Origin of the sequence: Noviluteimonas lactosilytica (assembly GCF_020866925.1) — a bacterium.
In the GTDB taxonomy this organism is placed as follows: Bacteria; Pseudomonadota; Gammaproteobacteria; order Xanthomonadales; family Xanthomonadaceae; genus Noviluteimonas; species Noviluteimonas lactosilytica.
In genome coordinates this window covers 1,250,871-1,273,558 of record NZ_JAJGAK010000001.1, presented here as the reverse complement: position 1 = coordinate 1,273,558, position 22,688 = coordinate 1,250,871, and the positions used below count along the sequence as shown (strand labels likewise).

General features: G+C 65.3%; 18 protein-coding genes and 3 pseudogenes. 17 read left to right on the top strand and 4 right to left on the bottom strand.

Annotated elements, in window-relative coordinates; genetic code table 11:
• Positions 1-10: 10 nt before the first annotated feature.
• The 5 genes from LK996_RS06155 to LK996_RS06135 all read left to right on the top strand — a co-directional run bounded on the left by LK996_RS06155 (position 11) and on the right by LK996_RS06135 (position 6,588).
• Positions 11-1,861 (top strand): S8 family peptidase, encoded by a 1,851-nt coding sequence (locus LK996_RS06155; RefSeq protein ID WP_230526242.1) that lies wholly within the window; start codon positions 11-13, stop codon positions 1,859-1,861.
• Between the two features lie 160 nt (positions 1,862-2,021).
• Positions 2,022-3,107 (top strand): TolB family protein, encoded by a 1,086-nt coding sequence (locus LK996_RS06150; RefSeq protein ID WP_230526241.1) that lies wholly within the window; start codon positions 2,022-2,024, stop codon positions 3,105-3,107.
• Between the two features lie 130 nt (positions 3,108-3,237).
• Complete coding sequence (katG, locus tag LK996_RS06145; RefSeq protein WP_230526240.1) at positions 3,238-5,406, top strand: catalase/peroxidase HPI; 2,169 nt, start codon at positions 3,238-3,240, stop codon at positions 5,404-5,406.
• Between the two features lie 127 nt (positions 5,407-5,533).
• The gene (locus tag LK996_RS06140; protein ID WP_230526239.1) at positions 5,534-6,157 is read left to right on the top strand and encodes a TetR/AcrR family transcriptional regulator; all 624 of its coding nucleotides are present in this window, start codon (positions 5,534-5,536) and stop codon (positions 6,155-6,157) included.
• Positions 6,154-6,588: a GFA family protein gene (locus LK996_RS06135; protein WP_230526238.1), complete on the top strand. Its 435-nt coding sequence runs from the start codon at positions 6,154-6,156 to the stop codon at positions 6,586-6,588. The genes LK996_RS06140 and LK996_RS06135 overlap by 4 nt, the downstream gene beginning before the upstream one ends.
• Here LK996_RS06135 and LK996_RS06130 read toward each other — a convergent pair whose 3' ends face one another.
• The gene (locus LK996_RS06130; protein ID WP_230526237.1) at positions 6,589-7,527 is read right to left on the bottom strand and encodes a YihY/virulence factor BrkB family protein; all 939 of its coding nucleotides are present in this window, start codon (positions 7,525-7,527) and stop codon (positions 6,589-6,591) included. It abuts the gene before it with no gap.
• An 82-nt stretch (positions 7,528-7,609) separates the two neighbouring features.
• Positions 7,610-8,890 (bottom strand): hypothetical protein, encoded by a 1,281-nt coding sequence (locus LK996_RS06125; RefSeq protein WP_230526236.1) that lies wholly within the window; start codon positions 8,888-8,890, stop codon positions 7,610-7,612.
• 108 nt (positions 8,891-8,998) lie between these two features.
• On the opposite strand from LK996_RS06125, the gene LK996_RS06120 reads away from it, so the two are divergent.
• The 11 genes and pseudogenes from LK996_RS06120 to LK996_RS06075 all read left to right on the top strand — a co-directional run bounded on the left by LK996_RS06120 (position 8,999) and on the right by LK996_RS06075 (position 20,506).
• Complete coding sequence (locus tag LK996_RS06120) at positions 8,999-9,673, top strand: type 1 glutamine amidotransferase domain-containing protein (protein WP_230526235.1); 675 nt, start codon at positions 8,999-9,001, stop codon at positions 9,671-9,673.
• A 371-nt stretch (positions 9,674-10,044) separates the two neighbouring features.
• Positions 10,045-12,447 (top strand): annotated as a pseudogene (locus LK996_RS06115) (ESPR-type extended signal peptide-containing protein); the annotation flags it as partial.
• Positions 12,448-12,606: 159 nt separating this feature from the next.
• Positions 12,607-13,359 (top strand): annotated as a pseudogene (locus LK996_RS16745) (YadA family autotransporter adhesin); the annotation flags it as partial.
• Entirely contained in the window at positions 13,319-15,334 is a 2,016-nt protein-coding gene (locus LK996_RS06110; protein WP_230526233.1) for a S8 family peptidase, read from the top strand. The pseudogene LK996_RS16745 and the gene LK996_RS06110, both read left to right, overlap by 41 nt.
• 361 nt (positions 15,335-15,695) lie before the next feature.
• Positions 15,696-16,907: a tyrosine-type recombinase/integrase gene (locus tag LK996_RS06105; RefSeq protein WP_230526232.1), complete on the top strand. Its 1,212-nt coding sequence runs from the start codon at positions 15,696-15,698 to the stop codon at positions 16,905-16,907.
• Positions 16,908-17,064: 157 nt separating this feature from the next.
• A complete protein-coding gene (locus LK996_RS06100) occupies positions 17,065-17,310 on the top strand; it encodes a helix-turn-helix domain-containing protein (protein WP_230526231.1) in 246 nt (81 codons plus the stop codon).
• Positions 17,307-17,510 (top strand): helix-turn-helix transcriptional regulator, encoded by a 204-nt coding sequence (locus LK996_RS06095; protein ID WP_230526230.1) that lies wholly within the window; start codon positions 17,307-17,309, stop codon positions 17,508-17,510. Before LK996_RS06100 ends, LK996_RS06095 begins: the two co-directional genes overlap by 4 nt.
• Positions 17,503-17,952: a helix-turn-helix domain-containing protein gene (locus LK996_RS06090; protein WP_230526229.1), complete on the top strand. Its 450-nt coding sequence runs from the start codon at positions 17,503-17,505 to the stop codon at positions 17,950-17,952. The genes LK996_RS06095 and LK996_RS06090 overlap by 8 nt, the downstream gene beginning before the upstream one ends.
• The gene (locus LK996_RS06085) at positions 17,949-19,085 is read left to right on the top strand and encodes a hypothetical protein (protein ID WP_230526228.1); all 1,137 of its coding nucleotides are present in this window, start codon (positions 17,949-17,951) and stop codon (positions 19,083-19,085) included. Before LK996_RS06090 ends, LK996_RS06085 begins: the two co-directional genes overlap by 4 nt.
• Positions 19,086-19,256: 171 nt before the next feature.
• Positions 19,257-19,646 (top strand): annotated as a pseudogene (locus tag LK996_RS06080) (histidine phosphatase family protein); the annotation flags it as partial.
• Entirely contained in the window at positions 19,643-20,506 is an 864-nt protein-coding gene (locus LK996_RS06075) for an NAD(P)H-hydrate dehydratase (RefSeq protein ID WP_230526227.1), read from the top strand. The pseudogene LK996_RS06080 and the gene LK996_RS06075, both read left to right, overlap by 4 nt.
• Before the next feature lie 158 nt (positions 20,507-20,664).
• Here the strand turns inward: LK996_RS06075 and LK996_RS06070 are convergent, their stop codons facing one another.
• Positions 20,665-20,901, bottom strand: coding sequence for a hypothetical protein (locus tag LK996_RS06070; RefSeq protein WP_230526226.1), 237 nt, complete (start codon positions 20,899-20,901; stop codon positions 20,665-20,667).
• A gap of 312 nt (positions 20,902-21,213) precedes the next feature.
• Between LK996_RS06070 and LK996_RS06065 the strand changes: the two genes are divergently transcribed.
• The gene (locus LK996_RS06065; protein ID WP_230526225.1) at positions 21,214-21,405 is read left to right on the top strand and encodes a hypothetical protein; all 192 of its coding nucleotides are present in this window, start codon (positions 21,214-21,216) and stop codon (positions 21,403-21,405) included.
• Between the two features lie 670 nt (positions 21,406-22,075).
• Here the strand turns inward: LK996_RS06065 and LK996_RS06060 are convergent.
• A complete protein-coding gene (locus LK996_RS06060; RefSeq protein ID WP_230526224.1) occupies positions 22,076-22,486 on the bottom strand; it encodes a hypothetical protein in 411 nt (136 codons plus the stop codon).
• Positions 22,487-22,688 lie beyond the last annotated feature (202 nt).

Here is a 22,688-nt window from a genome sequence, read left to right as displayed (position 1 = left end):
AGCGCACTCAATGAACATGATCCTGAAAACCACCTTGTGCGTCGCGCTGTGCGGTGCGGCGGTCAACGCGAACGCGGTCGATGTGCGTAGCGCGAGCAACCGCGGCATGATGAAATCCGCCGCGCCCATCACGCTCGACAAGTACCGCACCGAGACGTCGTTCTCGCGCTTCATCGTCAAGCTGCGCGGCACCGGCACGCCGGAAACGCTGCTCGCCACCGCGGCGAAGACGGCAGGCGTGCGCCAGTCGTCGGCGTCCATGCTGTCGGTGAAGCGCGTGCGTACGATGGGTCGCGGCGCCACGCTCGTGCGCACGTCGCGCGCATTGAATACCGTCGAGCGCGATCTCGTGCTGGCGCAACTGCGCGCCGATCCCAACGTCGCGTGGGCGCAGGCCGACACGATGAAGCAGCGCATGGACACGGTGCCCAACGACACCTACTTCACGCGCCTGCAATGGGACTTCCACGACGCGGTGGGCGGCATCGGTGCACCGAAGGCGTGGGACACGACGAACGGCAACGGCGTCGTGGTCGCGGTGATCGACACCGGTTATGTCGACCACGCGGATCTCGCGGCGAACATCGTGCCGGGCTACGACTTCATCAGCTGGTACGGCCAGCCCGATCCGGATCAGCCGTTCCCGTTCCCCGACATCGCCGGCGACGGCAATGGCCGCGACGCGGACGCGCACGACCCCGGCGACTTCCTCACCGGCAACGAAACGTTCTGCAGCGGCGTCATCTCGAACAGCACGTGGCACGGCACGCACGTCGCGGGCACGATCGCGGCGGTCACCAACAACGCGAAGGGTGTCGCGGGCGTCGCTTACGGCGCGAAGGTGCAGCCCGTGCGCGTGCTCGGCAAGTGCGGCGGCCTGACCTCCGACATCGCCGATGCGATCACCTGGGCCTCGGGCGGCACGGTGCCCGGCGTGCCGAACAACCCGACGCCGGCGGAAGTACTCAACCTGAGCCTGGGCGGTTACGGCCGTTGCGTCGACGATCCGGCGACGCAGGATGCGATCGACGGTGCGATCTCGCGCGGCACGACGGTGGTCGTCGCCGCGGGCAACTCGGCGTACAACGCGGCGTACTTCACGCCGGCGAGCTGCCGCGGCGTCATCACGGTCGGCGCGACGGGCTCCGACGGCGCGATCAGTTACTTCTCGAACTACGGCGCCAACGTCGCGATCGCCGCGCCCGGCGGCAACGCGTACATCGGCAATACCGGCGACAAGGCGTGGATCTGGTCGACCGCGAACAGCGGCACGCAGGCCCCGGTCGCGAGCCCGGCAGGCGACGTGGTGATGGGACTCATCGGCACGTCGATGGCATCGCCGCATGTCGCCGGTGCGGTCGCGCTGATGCAGAGCGCATCGGTCGCGCACGGACATCCGCCGCTCACGCCGGACCTCGTCCTCGCAGTGATGCGTGGCAAAGCGCGTCCGTTCCCGATCCAGCCGCCGGGCCCCACGCCGATCGGCTCGGGCATCCTCGATCTGCCGGCGGTGGTGCAGGTGGCGGCGAATGGCGTGAGCGAAGAAGACTTCGCCGCACCGCTCGCGAAAGCTGCGCCGGTTGCCGGCCAGACGGTCGGCGCCGGTGCATCGAAGTTGTATCGCATCACCGTCCCCGCGGGCGCTTCGCAACTGACGGTGCGCACGTTCGGCGGCGCAGGCGATGTGTCGCTGTATCTCGCGCGCAACGTGGTGCCGTCGACGACGGCGTACGGATGGCGCTCCGCGCGCCTCGGGATGATCGAAGCGATCGCGATCGCCCGCCCCGTGGCCGGCGAGTACTTCGTGCGCGTGTACGGCGAGCAGGCCTCCTCGGATTTCACCGTGCTCGCGACGTTCTGATTCGACGTACCGATCAGTTCCCTGAAGGTGGATGGGTTTGGCCGTGCGCAGGAAGCGCACGGCCCTTTTTTTTGGTAGCGGCGTGAACTTTGCGCACCTGTGACCGCATGGGTGCGTGCGCTGCGTGGAATTCGATGCGTGCCGAAAAAGGAGTCGCACCATGCATCGTTCACTTTCCATCGCCATCGCGGCCGGCGCATTGCTGTTCGCCGTTGCCGTGCCATGCGCGGCGCAGAGCCGCGTCGCATTCGTGCGCGGCGTGTTCAACACCGATTTCACGCTTCGCTCTTCGACGCTCTATCGCGTCAACATCGACGGCACGGGCTTCCTGCAACTCGCGCCGATGACCGCGGGCACGTATCGCTTCGATCCGCGCTGGTCGCCTTCGGGCAACACGCTCGTCTACACATTCAGGTCCGGCGGCGGCGCCGGACAGCTCTGGCGCATGACCGCGACGGGCGGAAACCGCACGCGCCTGACCTTCGGAACAGCCGACCACCATGGGCCCGCCTGGCGCGGCGACGGCGGGATGATCGCCTACATCGCGCAAGGCGCGTCCGGCGCATGCCTGGCGATCGTGCGTCCCGACGCGACGGGGCAGCGCAACATCTTCTGCCCGCCCGGTCCTGCATACATCGATACGCGACCGATGTGGTCGTCGGATGGCACGCGCCTGTTCATCTCGACGAGCTTCCGCGGAAGCGGCCTGGAGCCTCCGTACTTCTCGCGCGCGTACAGCGTCAACGCGAGCACGGGCGCGGCCACGCTGCTCACCGCGCAGACGTTCGACGATTTCCGTTACCTCGTCTTCCATCCTTCCGGCACCAATGGACTGTACGCGGGCGACGGCAGCATCGATGCGGTGAACTTCGCCACCGACGTGCTCGTGCCGCGCGCGCAAGGCGAATATCCGTTGTGGTCGCAGGGCGGCTCGCGCTTCGCGTACACGAAGCGACAGTTCAGCGACTCCGGCCCGTTGATCGTCTACGACCACGTGTGGGTCATGTCGGCCGACGGCAGCACGGATGTCGAAGTGACGCCGCCGATCGTGGACAACATCGAGTACGTCGCCGTCGAGTTCTCGCGCGACGCCACGCGCCTGCTGACCGATCGCACGGTCTACATGCCGTCCGAGCCCGGCAGCGGTCTCTACGTGGGCGATCCGTACATGCGCTTGTTCAACGTGGCGAGCGGCACCTGGGTGAACCTGCCGCAAGGCGGCGCATCGGACTGGTTCCAGCCCTGACGCACTGCAGCAACCTGTCGGGGCGATTCATTGAAGCTATCGCCCCGATTCGAACGTTCGATTATCCCGATGGCCGCGGGAGGCTCAACATCAGGAATCCACCCTCCCGCCACCCGTCACGGAGCCGCCCATGAACGACGAATCGAAGTGCCCGGTCATGAGTCATCGCAAGACCCGCAACAACGCGCATTGGTGGCCGGACCAGCTCAACCTCGATGTGCTGCACCAGTCGACGCTGGGCGACCCGATGGTCGAAGGCTTCGACTATCGCGCCGAATTCAAGACGCTCGACCTCGATGCGGTCGTCAAGGACCTGCGCGGCGTGATGACCGATTCGCAGGACTGGTGGCCCGCCGACTACGGCCACTACGGTCCGTTCTTCATCCGCATGGCGTGGCATGCCGCGGGGACGTATCGCATCTTCGACGGACGCGGCGGCGCGCGTTCGGGCGAACAACGTTTCGCACCGCTCAACTCGTGGCCGGACAACGGCAACCTCGACAAGGCGCGCCGCCTGCTGTGGCCGGTGAAGCAGAAGTACGGGCGCAAGTTGTCGTGGGCCGACCTGATGATCCTCGCGGGCAACGTCGCGATCCAGGACATGGGCGGGCCGATCTTCGGGTTCGGCGGCGGTCGCGAAGACGTGTGGGAACCGCAGCCGATCGACTGGGGCCCGGAATCCACGTGGCTCGGCGACGAGCGCTACAGCGGCGAGCGCGAACTCGCCAATCCGTTCGGCGCGGTGCAGATGGGCCTGATCTACGTGAATCCCGAAGGCCCGAACGGCAATCCCGATCCGGTCGCATCGGGTCGCGACATCCGCGACACGTTCGGTCGCATGGCGATGAACGATTACGAGACCGTCGCGCTCGTCGCAGGCGGACACACGTTCGGCAAGTGCCACGGCGCGGGCCCGGTGACGCACGTCGGCCGCGAACCGGAAGGCGCGAACGTCGAAGAACTCGGCCTCGGCTGGAAGAGCACGTTCGAAAGCGGCATCGGCGCGCACGCGATCACCAGCGGCCTGGAAGGCGCGTGGACCGCGACGCCGACCCAATGGGACATGAGCTACTTCGAAACGCTGTTCGGCAACGAATGGGAACTGACGAAGAGCCCCGCCGGCGCGCACCAGTGGAAGCCGAAGGGCGACGCCAACACGAACGTCCCCGACGCGCACATCCCCGGCAAGTTGCACCAGCCGATGATGACCACCGCGGATCTCGCGATGCGCTTCGATCCGATCTACGAAAAGATCTCGCGCCACTTCGCGGCGAACCCGGCGGAGTTCGCCGATGCGTTCGCGCGTGCGTGGTTCAAGCTCACGCATCGCGACATGGGACCGAAGGCGCGTTACCTCGGCAAGCTCGTGCCGAAGGAAGACCTGATCTGGCAGGACCCGGTGCCTGCGGTCGATCATCCGCTCGTCGACAAGAACGACGTCGCGGCGCTCAAGAAAAAGATCCTCGACAGCGGTCTTTCGATCCCGCAACTGGTGAAGGCGGCCTGGGCCTCGGCGTCGACGTTCCGCGGCACCGACCTGCGCGGCGGCGCCAATGGCGCGCGCGTGCGGCTCGAACCGCAGAAGAACTTCGAAGCCAACGAACCCGCGGAACTCGACAAGGTGTTGTCGAAGTTGCAGGAGATCCAGCGCGGCCACGAAAGCGGCGGCGGCAAGCGGATCTCGCTCGCCGACCTCATCGTGCTGGGCGGAAACGCGGCAATCGAAGCCGCGGCGAAGAAGGGCGGCCACACCGTCGAAGTGCCGTTCACGCCGGGCCGCACGGATGCCACGCCCGAGCAGACCGATGCCGATTCCTTCCTCGTGCTCGAACCCGCGGCGGATGGTTTCCGCAACTACATCCGCAAGGGCGCGGAGAAACTCGCGGCGACCGCGCTCATCGACAAGGCGGCGCTCCTCACGCTCTCCGCACCGGAGTTGACGGTGCTCGTCGGCGGCATGCGTGCGCTCGGTGCGAACTCGGGCAACACGAAGCACGGCCAGTTCACCGATCGCCCCGGCACGCTGAGCACCGACTTCTTCCACAACCTGCTCGACATGAACACCGCGTGGAAGCCGTCGGATGCCGAGCCTGGTGTGTTCGAGGGACGCGATCGCAAGACCGACAAGGTGCGTTGGACCGCGACGATGGCCGACCTGATCTTCGGCTCCAACGCGCAGTTGCGCGCGCTGGTCGAGGTGTATGCGTCGAGCGACGGCGAAGCGGACTTCGTGCGCGACTTCGTGGCCGCGTGGGCGAAGGTGATGGAACTCGACCGTTTCGACGTGCGGTATGCGTAAGCGAACTCATCCGTAAGGTCGATCGAAGAAGCCCGGCAATGCCGGGCTTCTTTTTTGCGCGATGCAAGCCGCGTACCCACATGATTGCGCACTTGCGCGGCCTACCTACTAGTAGGCAAATAGCGCCATGCCCGAAACGCGCGCCAGGTTGCTCGCGGAAGCCGAGGTCCTCCTCCGGACGAAGGGCTACGCGGCTTTCAGTTACGCCGACCTCGCCGAACGCATCGCGATCCGCAAGGCCAGCATCCACCACCACTTCCCGACGAAGGAAGCGATGCTGGCGGCGCTGGTCGACGACTACCTCGCGAAGTTCGTCGCGACGCTCGCCGATCTCGCCACCACGCGCGCGGACGCACGCGAACGGCTTCGCGCGTATTCGCGACTGTTCCTCGACGGCATGGAACGCGGCCTGCTCCCGCTGTGCGGCGCACTCGCCGCCGAGCGCGCCGCGCTGCCTGCCTCGATGCGGCCCGTGATCGCGCGCTTCTTCCAGCTGCACATCGATTGGCTCGTCGAACAGATCGAAGAAGGCATCGCCTCCGGCGTGCTCGAGCCCGACGTGGACGCACTCGAAACGGCGCACCTGCTGCTGGGCGCGCTCGAAGGCGGCAGTTTCGTGGCGTGGGCGCTCGACGACAACGCGCCCGTGCTCTCGGCCTTCGAAACGGCGCTGCGCAACATCGAAACTGCAATCGCACCGCAACGCACGACGCCGGCGTCACGGCGTCATTCCCCCGGGAGATCCACATGACCAGCACGTATCACGGCTCGTGTTTCTGCGGCGCCGTCGAAGTCGAAGCCACCGGCGCACCGGAAGCGATGGGCTACTGCCATTGCAGTTCCTGTCGCAGCTGGTCGGCCGGACCTGTCAACGCATTCACCCTGTGGCAACCGGCGTCGGTGCGCGTGACGCGCGGCGCCGAGTTTGTCGGGCACTACAACAAGACGCCGAACAGCGATCGCCAGTTCTGCACGAAGTGCGGCGGACACCTGATGACGTTCCATCCGCCGTTCAACCTGGTCGACGTGTACGCGGCGACATTGCCGTCGCTCAAGTTCGAGCCCGCGTTGCACGTCAACTACGCGGAGACCGTCCTGCCGATGCGCGACGGCCTGCCGAAGCTGAAGGACTTCCCGAAGGAACTGGGCGGCAGCGGGGAGACGCTCGCCGAAGCCGCCTGATCACGTCTTCGCGGTCTTCGCCTTCGCCCCCTTCGCCTTGGCGCGCTCGTCGACCACCGCGGTCACGAGCGCGCCGACGAACACGATCAGCGCCGCGTAATAGATCCACACCAGCGCGAGCACGATCGTGCCCATCGGCCCGTAGGCCGATCCGGGGTCGGCGCGCTGCAGGTACCACGCGATCGCCGCGCGGCCGAGCACGAACAGCAGGGCGGTGATCGCGCCGCCCTGCAACGCGCGTCGCCACCCGACGGAGCGATCCGGCAGGTAGTGGTACATCAGCGCGAAGCCGATGGCGTAGACGAGCCACGACGCGACGTTCGCGATCATCGGCAACATCCAGTCGAATCGACCGAACAGTAACTGCAACGCCGTCGTGATCGTCATCGAGACGAGCAGCAGGAAGCCCATCGCGAACACCAGGCCGAGCGAGAACACGCGCTTGCGCAACCACGCGAGCGCGCCGGGCAGGCGCGAGGCCTCGGTGCGGAAGATGCGGTTGAGCGCATCCTGCAACTGCGCGAACACCGCGGTTGCACCGACGAACAACAACGCGACGCTCCACCAGCCCGCGATCGACTCGGTGTCGGGCCGCGCCTGCGCATTCGACACGATGGTGCGCGCGACGCGTTCGGCCTCGACGCCCGCGAGCAGGCGCACCTGGTCCATCACGGCGTCCTGCGTGCCCGGCAACAACGCGGACGTCAGCCAGACGAGCAACAGCAGCAATGGCGCGAGGGACAGGATCGCGTAGAGCGCGAGCGCGGCCGATTGCGTCATCAGGTCCGCGTCGACGAACCGGCGCAACAACGCGCCGGCGAATCCGCCCTGCACGCGCCGCACGAACGCCTTGACCGGCGGCTTGCGCTTCGAGCGTCCGCTCGCTTCGCGCTTCGCGGTGGGTTTCGTCGGGTCGAGGGCCTTCGTCGCACGTGCCATGCCTGCAAGGAAGCCAGTCGGCGCGTGAAGGAACCACGAACGCGCCAACGCACTCGAAGACATCCTCCATCACTACGACGCGCTATCGACCATTCCCGACGCGACTGGCCGCGCTGCGCTGGATGGCGAACGGGCCGGGGCGCCCGCACACGGCCACCCGATACGCCACCCACCGGTCATAAAGCGTCGTGTGCAGGTTGTGCAGCGCCAACTCGATGCGGAAGGGCGTGCGCGGATTGCGATCGAGCAGGCGTGCGATATGGAAGCCCACGGGCTTGACGCCCTGCTTGTGCACGTAAATGTCGAAGCCCGTGTAGAAGGGATCAGCGAGTTCGGCATCGAGCGATGCAAGCGTCGCTTGCGCTTGCGGCGACAACGCAGCGCGCAACGTCGGATCTCGTTCAAACAGCAGGCGCTCGAAATGCCGCCGCGGCTTCGGTCCCGGCAACGAGCATGCGAGCTCCCAGATGCGACGATTGCGCGCGTTGTAGTACTCGAAACCGGCATGCGCGCGCAGCGCCGCGGCAGCGCTTGCATCGACGTCGTAGACGACGAAGTTCTCCGCCTGGTTGTGGATGTCGTCGAGCTTACTTCGGTCGAACACGTGGAAGATGAAACCCGGCAACCCCATGAACGCCTGGCGCCCGGCCTTCGACGCGGCGATCGCGCGCCCGTCGTGGGTGAACGTACCCGCCGACGTTCCGAGCAGAATGCTGCGCGTGGGATGCAGGCGGTTGAACGTGCCGATCACGATTTCGTCGGCATCGAAGGCTTCGTCGAACGCCTGCATGCCGTACAACTCCGCCTGCGTCGCGTACTGCGCGATCTGCCGCCCCACGCCGCATTCGCTGCGCACGTGGCCCGCGTAGAACGCTTCGATCGCGCGCGAATTCGCGCCGCGCGGTTGGTACCCGCGACCGAACAGCGCGATCGGCTTCCAGCCGTCGCGCGCGGAGCCAGTGGGACCGAAGCCGATCCAGCCGACCTGCACGGCAGAGAAGCGATAACCGGGATTGCCGGCGAGCCGATCGACGGCACGCCGCGTCGCTGCTCCGAGTGCAAAGCCGTAGGCACATCGTGTCGCGGGATGATGCAGCAGCACGTCGTTCAATCGCGCGCGCGCAGCGTCGTCGAAGCGACGCGGAATCGACACAACGAGATCGCCGGCGCGCCATGCGTCGACGAGGTCCGCGCGGTCGCACGGCGTGCCCGGCCTGATCTCGACCGTGGCTCCATCCGATGGAACGAATCGCCAACCCAGGTCCTCCAGGAAGCGCTGCCCGCAATCGTGCGGTGTCGCCACGGCGGTGGCCGTGGCGAGCACGAGGGCAGTCGCTGCGATGCGCAGGCGTCGCGTTTGCATGGCCCAACCGTGCCACGCCGCGCGCGATGAAGCGTTGAACGTCGGTGTAACCCGCGCCTAACCCATGGGCGCGGACAATCGCCGGTGCCTCGACTCCGGAGCCACCCCATGAAGATCCTCATGGTCCTGACCTCCCACGACAAACTCGGAAACACCGGCGACAAGACGGGCTTCTGGCTGGAGGAATTCGCATCGCCGTACTACGTGTTCAAGGATGCGGGCGCCGATGTCACGGTCGCTTCACCGAAAGGCGGGCAGCCGCCGATCGATCCGAAGAGCGACGATCCGAAGAACCAGACCGATGCGCAGGACCGCTTCAAGTCCGACATGGAAGCGCAGGTCGTGCTCGCCAACACGTGGCCGCTCGATCGCATGTCGGCCGCCGACTACGACGCGGTGTTCTACCCCGGCGGACACGGACCGTTGTGGGACCTTGCGGAAGACCAGGACTCGATCAAGTTGATCGAAGACTTCTACGACAACGGCAAGCCCGTCGCCGCGGTGTGCCATGCGCCCGCCGTGTTGCGACATGTCGAATCGAACGGCGAACCGATCGTGAAGGGCAAGCGCGTCACCGGCTTCACCAACTCGGAAGAGGAAGCGGTGCACCTGACGAATGTCGTGCCGTTCCTCGTCGAAGACGAACTCAAGCGCCTCGGCGGCAAGTTCGAGAAGGTCGACGACTGGCAGAGCCTGGCCATCGTCGATGGCCGGCTGATCACGGGGCAGAACCCGTCGTCGTCGGAAGCCACGGCCAAGGCGTTGCTGGGCGTGCTGCACTGAAGGCCCGGCCGGGCAGGTGCGCGCGCGTCGTCGAACGCGCGCGCCCTGCTGTTGATGATCGAAAATCACCAATGTCGTAACGCTGCATGCATCGCATCGCGCGCATTCGCCGCGCGTGGGACATCGCGCGCAGTGTGAGCAAACGGTGAGTATTCGATGAGCCAGGCGTGCGTGACAACCGTCGCCGCGGCCAATTAGTTTCGCCGCTCGCGCCGGCTGTCGAGAAAGTTTCAAGCGACTTCGCGCAGCGGTCGAAACCAGGGCGGATCAAAAACAACCTGCATTGATGCAGCGGCGGCGGTCGTTCATTCGACCGTTCATGGCCGACGGGCGTCGTTTGCTTTCACTCAACGAAACGTGGGGAAAAGTTGATGAACAAGATTTTCGGCTTGGTGTGGAGCGACGCCAGGCAGATGATGGTGGTCACCTCGGAGCTGGGCCAGGTGGGTGGCAAGAAAAGCGGGCGTCGACGTCTGGCCGATGCCATGTTGGGTGCGGCGACGGTGTCTTTCGGATTCGCCGCATTGGCGATGCCACAAGCGCGTGCCGAGCAAGTCACGATCGAGCGCAACGGGGAAACCTGCAACATCCGCAACTCCGACGGAACGGTCGGCAAGCAGGTCGATTGCGCGTTGCTCGATCAGATCAATGCCGCCACGCAGGCAGTGCCGTCCGCCGTTGGCGATGCGGACAACTACTTTGCCGCCGACGGTGCCCACGATGGCAGCGACGATGCGGTGATTGCCGGTGCCGGTGCGTTGGCCATCGGCAGCAGCAGCGCGGCGATCCAGAACGCAACCACCGCGGTCGGCGCGAACAGTATCGCCGCCGGCCTGGGCGCGAGTGCGTTCGGCCAGGGCGCGATGGCGTTCGGCGAGGCAAGTGTCGCGGTCGGCCAGGGTGCTTACGCTGCGGGCGACGGATGGGCGGTCGGTCTCGGCAATACGGCGATCGGCGCCGCGGCCGCGGCCGAAGCCGAGCAGGGCGGAACCGCGGTCGGCGCGCTCAGCGTCGCGATGGGCACGGGCTCGACCGCGATCGGCGGCGATGCCCAGGCGTACGGCGACGGGAGCCTCGTTGGAGGTTTTGGCGCCGGCGCCAATGGGCTGGGTGGTGTCGCGCTTGGTGCGCACTCGCGCGCCGTGAGCGGTGCATACGGCGTCGCGCTGGGTGATTCCAGTTTTGCCATCGGCGAGGGCGCCATGGGCCTCGGCGGTCTGAGCTGGGCCGAAGGCACCGCTGCCGTGGCGGGAGGGTATTGGTCGACCGCGGTTGGCGACGGCAGCATCGCGCTCGGTGGCGGCATGGGTGTCGATCTCGACGGCGACGGCACGATCGGGCCCGGCGAAGCCACGATGGCCGTCGGCTCCCACGCCGTCGCACTCGGCTTCCAGGCGGCCGCCATCGGCGACGGCTCGCTCGCGCTGGGAGACCAGGCGCAGGCCTTGCAGATGAACGCGACCGCGGTCGGCGCGATGAGCGTCGCCGAGGGCGAGTCCAGCACGGCCAGCGGTGCGCTGAGCGTCGCCAAGGGCGTGGAAAGCAGTGCGCTTGGCTTCCAGTCAATGGCCGATGCCGACTACTCCAACGCCATTGGCGGAAGCAGTTACGCCGGCGCGATGGGTGCGAACGCCATCGGCACCGGCGCCACTGCGCTCGGCGAGACCTCGAATGCCATCGGTTTCGGCAGCGTGGCGACCGGCATGGATGCAGTGGCCTTGGGCACCTCGTCGTATGCATCGGGCGTCAATGCCGTGGCCATGGGCACTTCGTCGAATGCATCGGGCCTCTATGCCGTGGCCATGGGCGCCGGGTCGAGTGCGGCCGCCGACGTGTCGGTGGCGATCAATACCGGAACGACGGAAGGGATATGGACTGGTGCGCGTCCGGGCGTCGACGCCAGCGCTTCAGGCGGCGTCGCAATGGGCGCTGCCGCCTCCATCGGTGCCGACGCCACGGGCGGCCTCGCGCTGGGTTTGATGGCCACGGTCGCCGGCGGTGCCTATCAGGGCGTCGCGATCGGCACTGGCAGTTACGTCGGCGATGCGCAGGGCATCGCGATTGGCGGGTTCGGTGCGAGGGTCCTCGCTGACGGCAGTTACGAGTTGCGCCCAACGGTGGCGATGGGAATCGGCGCGATCGCCCTCGGCCTTGGATCGGAAACCTTCAACGACAACGCCACCGCATTGGGCGCATTTAGCACGGTCGTGGCTGAAAACGCCGTCGCGATCGGCGCCAATTCGCTGGCCGACCGTGACAACGCGCTGTCGATCGGTTCGGCAGGAAACGAACGGCAGATCACCAATGTCGCAGCAGGCACCGCGGCCACCGATGCAGTGAACAAGGACCAGCTCGACACGGTCGCTGCCGCGGTCGGTGCCGTCGCATCGAACGCGGTGGGTTACGACGATGCCAGCAAGGATCGCGCGACCCTGGCCGGTGCAAACGGCACGGTGATCGCGAACGTGGCGGCAGGCGCACTCAGCGCGACCAGCAGCGAAGCGGTCAACGGCAGCCAGCTGTTCGACACCAACAACCGTGTCACCGTGGTCGAAGGTCGCGTCGATACGCTGGAGACGCAGATCGGCAACTTCGCCGGAACGATCGCCCACGCGGTCAGCTATGACGATGCCGGCAAGGACACGCTGACCCTGTCGGGCGCCAGCGGCACCACGATCGGTAACGTCAAGGCCGGCACGACTGCGATGGATGCGGCCAACTTCGGTCAGTTGTCGTCGATGGCGGCGATGTTCGGTGGCGGTGCGATGTTCGACGCCAACGGCATGTTCACGGCGCCCAGCTACACGATCCAGGGCGCCAGCTACGGCAACGTCGGTACTGCGTTTGCGGCGATCGACGGGGTGCTGAGCGGAATCGACGGCCGCCTGTCGTCGCTGGAAACCGGCGCCGGCCTGCCCGGCGGCACCGGCGACGGTCTGGCGATCGGCAACGGCAGTCACGCGAACGACGTCAACGACACCGCGGTCGGCAACGGTTCGACCGTCGGCGCCGCCAACGGTACGGCGCTCGGCAACAACAGCACCATCGATGCTGTGGCCACCAACGCGGTGGCAGTGGGCGCCGATAGCAACGTGACCGCGGCCAACGGGACCGCCATCGGTCAAGGCGCCTCGGTGACTGCGGATGGTGCGGTGGCGATCGGTCAGGGCTCGGTGGCGAACGAAGCCAACACGGTTTCGGTCGGCAGCGACGGCAACGAGCGTCGCGTGACCAACGTCGCCGCGGCCGTCAACGCGACCGATGCGGTGAACATGCAGCAGATGCAGACGGGGGATGCGGCGACGCTGGCGTCGGCCAACACCTACACCGACACCACCGCGACGCAGACGCTCACCCGTGCCAACACCTACACCGACAGCCGCATCAACGCGTTGAGCGATCAGTTCAGCCAGTTGACCGGCGACGTGTGGAATCGCCTCGACCAGCAGGACCACCGCATCGACCAGCAGGGCGCAATGAGCGCGGCAATGCTGAACATGGCCACCAGTGCGGCCGGTGTCCGTACCCAGAACCGCTTCGGCGTCGGCGTCGGTTTCCAGAACGGCGCCACCGCGATCTCGATCGGTTATCAGCGTGCGATCTCCGATCGCGCCACGGTGACCATCGGCGGCGCCAGCAGCAGCGATGACACCTCGGTCGGCGCTGGCCTGGGCCTCGGCTGGTAAGCGGAGCGTTCCAGCCCAGCACGACCGCCACCGATATGCGCGGGATCCCCGCGCATATCGAACAGTTCACGACGCATCAATTTCTGTGGAGAGAGTAATGAAAAGAAGCACCCGTTTTCTCGGAGTCGGCGCGCTGACCGGCGCCATATTCACCGCCCTGTCCGCGCTCGCGGCGGTCCATGCCAATCGCACGGCACCGATTGCGTCGTCGCTGGATGCGCAGGCGGCGAACGCCACAACGGGAGCGGCATCGCCGGTTTCCGGCCGCAAGGTTTTGCCGGAGCGCCTGGCGCAGCAGACGCGCTTTGATCGCTTCATCGTCAAGTACAAGAGCGGTGCAGCGGCTTCGCGCAACGCCGACATCCTGGTGGGCGAGGTCAATGCCGCTGCGACGCGCGCGGGCGTCGCCGGTCTTGCGATCCAGGCCAACGGTGCACGCACCGCACTGCGCCTGGAGCACGTTCGCAAGCTCGCCATCGGCGCCGACCTGGTTCGACTGTCGCGCGGCCTGACGCAGACCGAGGCCGATGCGTTGCTCGGTCAATTGCGAGCCGATCCGGCAGTCGAATTCGCGCAGCCGGATTACCTCAAGCAGCGTCTCGCCTTCGTTCCCAACGACACGTACTACGGCCTGCAATGGCATTACAGCCACCCCACCACCGGCATCCACGCGCCGGAAGCCTGGGGCACGACGGCCGGCGAGGGTGTTGTCGTGGCGGTGCTCGACACGGGCTATCTCGACCATGCCGATCTCAACGCGAATATCGTGCCGGGCTACGACTTCATCAACGACACCGCTGTCGCCAACGATGGCGATGGCCGCGATGCCGATGCGCACGATCCGGGCGACTGGGCGGGTGGCGATCCCAGCTCGTTCCATGGCACCCACGTCGCCGGTACCGTGGCAGCAGTGACCAACAACAACATCGGCATGGCTGGCGTGGCGTTCAACGCCAAGGTCCAGCCGGTGCGCGTGCTCGGTACGGGCGGTGGTTACACCTCCGACATCGCCGACGGGATCGTGTGGGCGTCCGGCGGCACCGTGGTGGGTGTGCCGGCGAATGCAAATCCGGCCGAAGTGATCAACATGAGCCTCGGCGGTTACGGCGCCTGCAGCAGCGATCGTGTGACGCAGGACGCCATCGACAGCGCGGTCAGTCGCGGCACCACCGTGGTGGTTGCAGCGGGCAACAGCAATACCGACGCCTCCCAGTTCTCGCCGGCCAGCTGCAAGAACGTCATCACGATCGGCGCGACCGGTATCGATGGCGCACGCTCGCACTTCTCCAACTACGGTGCATCCGTTGCCGTGGCGGCACCGGGCGGCAATGCCACCAGCGGTTCCGATCCGAATGACCGCTGGATCTGGTCGCTGGGCAACACCGGCACGCAGGCACCAATCGCCAGTCCGGGTGGCGATTCGTACGTCGGAATGATCGGCACCTCGATGGCCAGCCCGCACGTGGCCGGCGTGGTCGCGCTGATGCAGAGCGCCGCCGTCGCTGCCGGCAGGCCGGCGCTGACGCCAGCACAGGTGAAGACCATCCTGCGCAGCACCGCGCAGCCGTTCACGGTGGCGCCGCCCTTCAGCCAGTCGATCGGCTCGGGCATCGTCGACGCCGCTGCGGCGGTGTCCGCCTCCACCCAGGATATCCCGGTCGACACCGGCACCCTCCTGAGCAACCGCGTTGCCGTTTCGGGCCTGGGCGGCACGGCCGGCGAGGCGGTGACGTACCGCATCGTCGTGCCCGCCGGCCGCACCAGCTTGAACCTGCGCACGTACGGCGGCACCGGCAACGTGTCGTTGTACGTGGCTCGCGATCGCGTGCCGACGGCGACGAGTTTCGATCGCAGCTCGGCCAAGCCTGGCAACAGCGAAACGGTGCAGATCACGAATCCGCCCGCCGGAACGTACTACCTGCTGGTCGTCGGCGAGAACGCATTCGGCAATGTTTCGGTGATGGGCGCCTACTGACGTAAAAGAGCGGCGTCTCGTGGGATTCCGGGCATTCCGCCCCACGACGACGCCGCTCGAATGGGCCGCATCACCATCGCATTGAGGGGCGGCCCCGGTGCCGGGGGAAAACGGGCATCATGGAGGGCCCCGAGCGGGCCCGCGGCCCCGGTCGTCCCTCCATGCTGTTGATGATCGAAAATCACCAGTGTCGTAACACTGACTAAAAGGGCCTCAAGGTCACTTCGTCGAATTCACGTTTTGTTCGTGTTTTTAGCTATTTTTCCTCAATCCCCCTAAAGAACCATCAGCGCACTTTGGTGGTCCGCTTGGTGGTCCCGCGATACAATTCTCGCGTGGGTTTTCGATTGAGGATCATGCCGTGAGGCGCGCCCTGTCGGCCGCTGCAGTAACTAACGCGCGGGCTCGCGAACGCGAGTACAAGCTGACCGACGGCGGAGGGCTTTACCTCCGAGTCCGTCCCTCGGGCGCGAAGTCGTGGTGTTACAAGTATCGCCTCCACGGCCGCCAGTACTCCTTCACGGTGGGCCCCTTCCCAGAGCTTCAGCTCCGTCACGCGCGTGACCTCCATGACCGCGCGCGGACGACCGTTGCGGCTGGGCACCACCCCCTTGAACTGAAGCGCGCCCGCGAGGCCTCGACGTTCGAAGCCGTCGCGTTGGAGTGGATGGGCAAGAAGAAGAACACGTGGTCCGAGGGCTATGCCGCGCAGGTGCAGCGCGCGCTCAACGCGGACATCTTCCCGTCCCTCGGCCATTTTCCGATCAGCGAGATCACGGCCGCGCAACTGCTCATCGCGCTGGAAGCCGTCGCGGCACGTCGCGTGCCGCCCGGCAAGAAGAACGACAGGAAGAAGGGAGCGGTGAGCATGGCGCTTTTCGAGCGTCAGCTATGCGGTGCGGTGTTCCGCTTCGCGATCGCGAGAAAGCTGTGCGACCGAGATGCTGCGGCGGATCTTAAGGGCGCGATCATCCGCCCGCGAGTTCGTAATCACCCGGGTCTTGCACAGGCGGAACTACCAGGCTTGCTGGAGGCGGTTCGCTCGTACGGTCACCGGAGCCGATTCACGAGCCCCGCCACGGCCATCGCCATCGAGCTACTGCTTCTCACCTTCGTGCGCACGTCAGAGCTGCGTAACGCCACCTGGGACGAATTCGACCTAGAGAACGGCCTGTGGTCGATCAGAGGTGCGCGCATGAAGATGGGACGCGACCATCTGGTGCCGCTAAGTCTGCGCGCGGTGGCCCTGCTGGGCGAGTTGAGGGCGATGGGGCTGTCGACGCATTGGCTCTTCCCGAACCGGCGCGATCCCCATGAGCCCATGTCCGCCACGACGATCAACAGGGCGCTCGAATACCTCGGCTACTCGGGCCGCCTGAGTGGCCATGGCTTCCGCGCTACCGCGTCGACGGTGCTTCACGAAGCGGGCTTTGCCTCAGAGATCATTGAGAAGCAACTGGCACATGAGCCGCGAAATCGGATCGCGTCGACGTACAACAAGGCGCAGTATTTCGAAAAGCGTCGCGACATGATGGAGAAGTGGTCTTTGATGGTCGAAGGCCTTAACGAATAGGCAAGGAGTGACTGACAAACCTTGCAATATGGCGAGGAAGAAATAAGATTTCATCCAGCTGAGAACTGAGCGCGTTGCGCAAGTTCAAGCGGACACCAATGGAGTGATGGCCACGGATGGGGCCGACTTCATTACTCCAGATTTTGGTGCTCGCAACATGAAAATCAGCAACTCCACCTCGCGCTCCCACGCGATTCGCCCCAAGCCGCTGCCCGTGCCGCTCGACCAACCTGGCCGGCTTCGCGTCGGGCATTTGATGTACCTCTATGGCTGCAGCCACTCCACGGTCTACGCGTACCTCAAGTGCGGGCGAATTCCCCCCGCCGATGGAAAGGATGGCCGCCGTTACTGGTTGACTTCGACGATTCGCCCGCTGTTCGAACAGCAAGGGGGTGCATCGTGAACGATATGCCAAAGCGTTTGTCCTGCAAGGCAGCAGCCGCATTGCTGGGTGTATCGGTGCGCACCCTGTTTAACTGGCGTGAGACTGGCGCGGGGCCGATGTATGTCCGCATCGGGCCGAAACGCATCATGTACGACGAAGCTGCCGTGCGTGCACTGCTAAAGAAGGGTGGTACCGAAGGGGGGCAGGGCCATGGGTAAGAGCAACCTGGAATTGCCCGCGCCGGGTCTATGCCGCTTCTACGCTGCCTGCTACATCGGCGTATCACCCCGCACCCTCGACAGCATGAGGGCAGAAGGAATTGGTCCTCACCACTTCCGAATCGGTGACGAGGTGCGCTACTGGCCGAAGGACCTCGACCGGCATCTGGCCGTAACGCCTAAGCACGCTGCGCTGGCCGAAATCTTTCGCAAGCGTGCCATCGTTCCCTTCAACCCACACTTGGAGCTGATCCCCGACGAGGAGGACCTGCTCACCACGCCGAAGGCCGCGCGCGCCCTAGGCGTCTGCGTGCGCACGATGTCCTACTGGCGTGCCGCCGGCACGGGGCCGAAGTTCGTCAAGGTGAAAGGACGCGTGCGGTACCTCGGGCGAGACATTCGCGAGTACGTCGAGTTCGACCGCCAAGGGGGTGCGTCATGACGCGCACGCGCGGTACGACTGACACGCAGCTTGATCGCGACGATGATCAGGACACCAAGGCATTTTGCATGACATGTCACTTGCAACATCAGCCACAGGCCGAAGTCGTAGGTTCGCCGGATTTCCTCACCGGCATCATCGACTTGCCGCACTTGTCGGTCCTGAAGACCAACCTCGCGGCGATTTCGGACGTGACAGCGTGCACTACTGCATCGTATGCAGGCTTTGATCACTTGCCTCCTCGTCTCAAAGACCTCGTCCACAACAAGAAGATCACGCTCGCTGTGACGCGTGCCGTGGCACGCTGCGAGGACCTGCAATTCATACCGGTGTTGGGCCCATCGAAGCAGGTGCACGAGTTGTGGGAGCGGCAGCTCGGGTACAACGTTGCGTACCTGACCCTCCTGCGTGATGTGGTCATGTCGAAACGGCTGACCGACCTCCATCGCCGATACCCCCGCGAGTACAACAGCTACCGCAGCCGCAAGCAGTGGGCCCGTACCACGCATACCGAGTTCCACCCGGCGTTCGGCGACTTCCGCGAATGGCTAATTCACCTCGGACCGCAGCCCGAGACGCACTGGACGGTCGACAACATCGCCGGAACGAAATCTAAGGGGTATCGCCCGGGGAACGTGCGGTGGGCATCCAAGCGGACCCAGCGCGCGAATCAGCGTCGCGTGCGCGGCCGAGTATCACTTCCCGATGGCCGCCGCCTCACGACGAGCGAGCTGGCGAAGCTGGTCAACCTGTCGCAGAACACCGTGTCGAAGCGGTTGTCCCGGGGGTGGTCAGTCGAACGCATCCTCCTGGAGAGCCCAACGTACGCTGAGACGTGGACCTTCCCGCAGGAGTTGATGGTCTTCGAGCCCATCTACCGCAAACGTCGCAACAAGCAGGTGAGCCGCCTGGAATGGGTGATCGGCTACTTGGAGAAGCTGATGGTCTCTCCCAAGTTCTGGACCTATCAGGACCCCTCGCGCATGACAGCACTTGCGAGCCTGCTGGAACAGCTGCAAGCCACGCGCAATGCCTTGGGAATTGAAGAAGAGCGCCGCGAAGCTATGGCGGCCTGTGCGCTGCTCGACGGCGCGGAGGCCTACTTGGCCCACGTCGACGTGGAGGCGGGCTGAGGCGCCGCCTCCCACACTCCGCGAACGCCGCATCATTGCCTGTGCAAGCTGTTGATTCTACAGGCTAATTGGCGTATGTCGTGGTATTGGTTTGAAGCGTCTCGCCCGCACCGTCGCCTTACTCGTTCGTGCAGTCGATTGCAGCGGATCAAATCGCCTTCTGCTTCCGAGAAATTCCCCGAGCTCGCCGAGCAGCGCAAGTTGGTCGGCAAGTTCTATTTCCGCCCGCCCGGCGGCGAGAGTTGGTGCGACGTGATCCTGCGCCTGCGCAGCCTGCTGGAAGTGTTGCGTCGCGACCACGTGGGCGATCGCGTGCTCATCGTCGGGCATCAAGTCATCGTGAACTGCTTCCGCTACCTACTCGAATGCATGGACGAAGCCGAAGTGCTCGCGCACGACGCGAAGGCGGACGTGCCGAACTGCGGCATCACCGAATACGCCATCGACCGCGACGCACCCGGCGCGCGCTTCCACCTGGTCCAGGCGAACCTCGCCCTGCCACTGCAGGAAGCGGGCGCGCCGGTGACCACCGCGCCCGACCGGCCCGTGGGACCGAAATGACGCCCCGACGCGTGACCGATGCGCTCCTACGCCGCTGGCCGCTGCCCGATCCGGCGGCGATGGAAGGCAAGGAAGAGCGCGGGCGCGTGTTGATCATCGGCGGCAGCACGCGCATTCCGGGCGCAGCGATGCTTGCAGCAATCGCCGCAATGCGCGCGGGCGCAGGCAAGCTGCAGGTCGCGACGAGTGCATCGATCGCGATGACGATGGCGGTGGCGCTGCCAGAAGCGAAGCTGTCGGGGTTGCCCAAGGATGCACACGGCGAGATCGCACGCCTCGGGCTCGATGTCGACACAGACGTTGAACGCGCGGATGCGGTGCTCGTCGGGCCCGGCATGCTGGAAACGCCCGCGACGCGGCGCTTCGCAACCTGCGTGCTCCAACGTGCGAAAGCGGTCGTGCTCGATGCGGGCGCGTTGCCCGCGGCAACGGAAGGCAGCTATGCAATCTGCGTGATGACGCCGCACTTCGGGGAAATGGCGGCGCTCCTAGGTATCGATGCATCGGACGTGGAAGCCGACCCCCTCGGGATCGCTCGAGGGTTCGCGACCGAACATGGTGTGACCATCGTGTTGAAGAGTGCGGAAACCGTCATCGCCAACCCGGAGGGGCGAGCCTGGCGGCACGCGCGCGGCTGCACGGGGCTCGGCACGTCGGGTTCCGGCGACGTGCTCGCCGGACTCATCTGCGGGCTCATCGCGCAGGGCGCGGCGCCGGACCAGGCGGCCGTGTGGGGCGTGGCGTTGCATGGACGCGCCGGCGAACGCCTCGAGCGCTCGATCGGCACGACCGGTTTCCTTGCACGTGAGATCGCAGGGCAGGTTCCCGCCATTCGCGACGCGATCGACCGCGGATCCTAAGCCTCTTCCGCATCTCGCCGCCAAACTGAAATTGATTGCATGTGGTCAGCCGCCGTTCCATGGAGGAGTCGTGGCTGCGAATCGCCTCATCGATGACCGCTTTCGACCCAAAGCGGACATTCGGCTTTATCGATCGAACCACGTCACCGGAACAGCGGTTACTCGCTGGGTTCGATCAATCGGGCTCGGCAAGCTTTCCGATGCTTCTGGTAAAGCGCCATGTGTTCGCTGAAGGTGCCTGCGTGAACTGTGTGGCCATCCAGCGATTGCTTTCGAAAGGCGAGGTACTCGGTAGTTTCTGCCGCGGTGAGGCCTACAAGGTGTTCGGCCCCGGTCCCATCCTTGGCGATGGAGCCGAAGAACGCATCTCGCTCTTCGTCGTTGAAAGCGGCCATTTTTGTTCCTGCCTACGTCCTCGTCGCCCTTCAGTTGGCGACCGTCTTGAAGCCGACTCATACGCTCATTGCGATGAACCTTGTGATACGCCCCGCGCATGGAGGGCGAGGAGTAGCCATTCCAATGTCTAACCTTCGCGAGCCAGCCCTCGCACCCCTGTCACGTCACACCCCCTATTGTCACTGAGCACCGGACGGCACGGACGCCGGCACCGACGGCACTCACTGAATTGCGACCTCGCCCTTGAGCCTTCGAAGCCAGCCTTCTCGCTGGCTCCTCCACGGCTTCGGCCATTTCGCAAGGTAATTCCCATGAACAGCACCAACAGCACCAATAGCAACGAGCGCCAGTCCAACGTCCAGCCCGGACAGTCTGCGCAGACTGGGTCGAAAGACGCGTCCCACAAGGACGCCAAGCCGTCCACGACGGAAAGCGGCGAAAAAGTGAACGCTGAAAAGTCCGCTCCGGCCCAGAGCGATGCGGCGGGGACTTCCCGACGTTAATCGAGGCCAGGCATGCGGCAAAAGAAACGGAGCGAAAGCTCCGTTTTTTGTGGGAAAGAGTGCCACTTCAGCCAAGGGCAGCATCGGCTAAGGCCTCTACGCTCTGGCCAAAAAGGACACTGGCGATTGCGCTCACTAGGCCTTGGGCCGCTTAGAATTTGTGCGCCTCAGACGGATACTCTCCCCGAGTTAATCGGCGCACCAAGGACGGGCCGGGTCCGTCTGGGGCGCTGGCTCGCGCGAATATAAGGCCGCCAGGTGCAGGTGCCGCCAAGACAATGTGCTTGTCGGCGCCGCGAACCCAGTCGCCGCCAGCCAAGGCTAGTCGACCCGCTCGCGATCGATCCGAGCATAGTTCAAGGCGTCATCGAGTTTGTCATACAGGAAGGTCTTATACCGATACTTCACGCCGTCCCTTGATACGCCCAGCGCCTGCATGTTCGCCGAATCCCTCGTTGGACTCCCAGCCCCCACAAGCCGATCACGCTCGCCCTGGGCCAGCGCCGCAAGCACGCAACGATATAGATTCACCGCGTTCGCAGCCTCCAACTCGGCGCCTGTTCCGCATGGGTGCGTAGCGCGCGCAATTAGTGCAGAAGTCAGCAAAGCTGCTACATGGCAATCCGATTCGCGCGCACGTTCAATTCCACTTGTCCATTCGTTTCCCATTTCATACTCCTTTCCGCGTAAGCGGTAGCGGCCAGCCCTCGTACTCGGCCGCGGACAAAGCCTGAGTGTTGCAATCATCTGGTACGAGAATCGCTTGGCGCCCATCCGGCGCCCCGGCAATTTCGAGCGTCAAATATCGATCCAAATGGTTGTAGCGCTGTCTCCAGCCACCCAGTGTCCTGCGCGTATCGGGCGCGCCGCGTCGCTCCGGATAGCGCGCTGCAGTCGCAAGATCCTCCTTCAACAGAGCGATCAAACGGCTGAGATGGGACGAGTTCGTGCGATTGCGGTACATTTCGAGCGAATCCAGCAGGTCACGCAAAGTGAAGCTGCGAGTTGTCGCCTGCAGTGCGGACACGACAGCACGCCAGCGCCATGTGCGCCACTCAATCAATCTGGGGAAGGAAACCATCTCACACCTCTCGCCTACCGGCGCTCCAAGCGCTCAGCGATTCGCAAGTCGGCGGATGTCGAGATAACGCGAATGGCACGGCGGCCTAGGAAGACCATGCGCCATTGCTTGTCATGACTTCGTGACTCCGCAAGCGCTCCGGGTGCCTTGGCGCGAGCGCGAGAATTTCATGCCATGACATTACGTGCGCCGCTTGAGTTAT

What these genes read in the sequence shown, in the direction of transcription:
- LK996_RS06075 (WP_230526227.1), top strand. Translation starts at nt 19,643, where the DNA reads ATGACGCCCCGACGCGTGACCGATGCGCTCCTACGCCGCTGGCCGCTG.
- LK996_RS06060 (WP_230526224.1), bottom strand. Translation starts at nt 22,486, where the DNA reads ATGGTTTCCTTCCCCAGATTGATTGAGTGGCGCACATGGCGCTGGCGT.
- LK996_RS06085 (WP_230526228.1), top strand. Translation starts at nt 17,949, where the DNA reads ATGACGCGCACGCGCGGTACGACTGACACGCAGCTTGATCGCGACGAT.
- LK996_RS06100 (WP_230526231.1), top strand. Translation starts at nt 17,065, where the DNA reads ATGAAAATCAGCAACTCCACCTCGCGCTCCCACGCGATTCGCCCCAAG.
- LK996_RS06140 (WP_230526239.1), top strand. Translation starts at nt 5,534, where the DNA reads ATGCCCGAAACGCGCGCCAGGTTGCTCGCGGAAGCCGAGGTCCTCCTC.
- LK996_RS06070 (WP_230526226.1), bottom strand. Translation starts at nt 20,901, where the DNA reads ATGGCCGCTTTCAACGACGAAGAGCGAGATGCGTTCTTCGGCTCCATC.
- LK996_RS06120 (WP_230526235.1), top strand. Translation starts at nt 8,999, where the DNA reads ATGAAGATCCTCATGGTCCTGACCTCCCACGACAAACTCGGAAACACC.
- katG (WP_230526240.1), top strand. Translation starts at nt 3,238, where the DNA reads ATGAACGACGAATCGAAGTGCCCGGTCATGAGTCATCGCAAGACCCGC.
- LK996_RS06125 (WP_230526236.1), bottom strand. Translation starts at nt 8,890, where the DNA reads ATGCAAACGCGACGCCTGCGCATCGCAGCGACTGCCCTCGTGCTCGCC.
- LK996_RS06135 (WP_230526238.1), top strand. Translation starts at nt 6,154, where the DNA reads ATGACCAGCACGTATCACGGCTCGTGTTTCTGCGGCGCCGTCGAAGTC.
- LK996_RS06150 (WP_230526241.1), top strand. Translation starts at nt 2,022, where the DNA reads ATGCATCGTTCACTTTCCATCGCCATCGCGGCCGGCGCATTGCTGTTC.
- LK996_RS06065 (WP_230526225.1), top strand. Translation starts at nt 21,214, where the DNA reads ATGAACAGCACCAACAGCACCAATAGCAACGAGCGCCAGTCCAACGTC.
- LK996_RS06130 (WP_230526237.1), bottom strand. Translation starts at nt 7,527, where the DNA reads ATGGCACGTGCGACGAAGGCCCTCGACCCGACGAAACCCACCGCGAAG.
- LK996_RS06090 (WP_230526229.1), top strand. Translation starts at nt 17,503, where the DNA reads ATGGGTAAGAGCAACCTGGAATTGCCCGCGCCGGGTCTATGCCGCTTC.
- LK996_RS06110 (WP_230526233.1), top strand. Translation starts at nt 13,319, where the DNA reads ATGACACCTCGGTCGGCGCTGGCCTGGGCCTCGGCTGGTAAGCGGAGC.
- LK996_RS06155 (WP_230526242.1), top strand. Translation starts at nt 11, where the DNA reads ATGAACATGATCCTGAAAACCACCTTGTGCGTCGCGCTGTGCGGTGCG.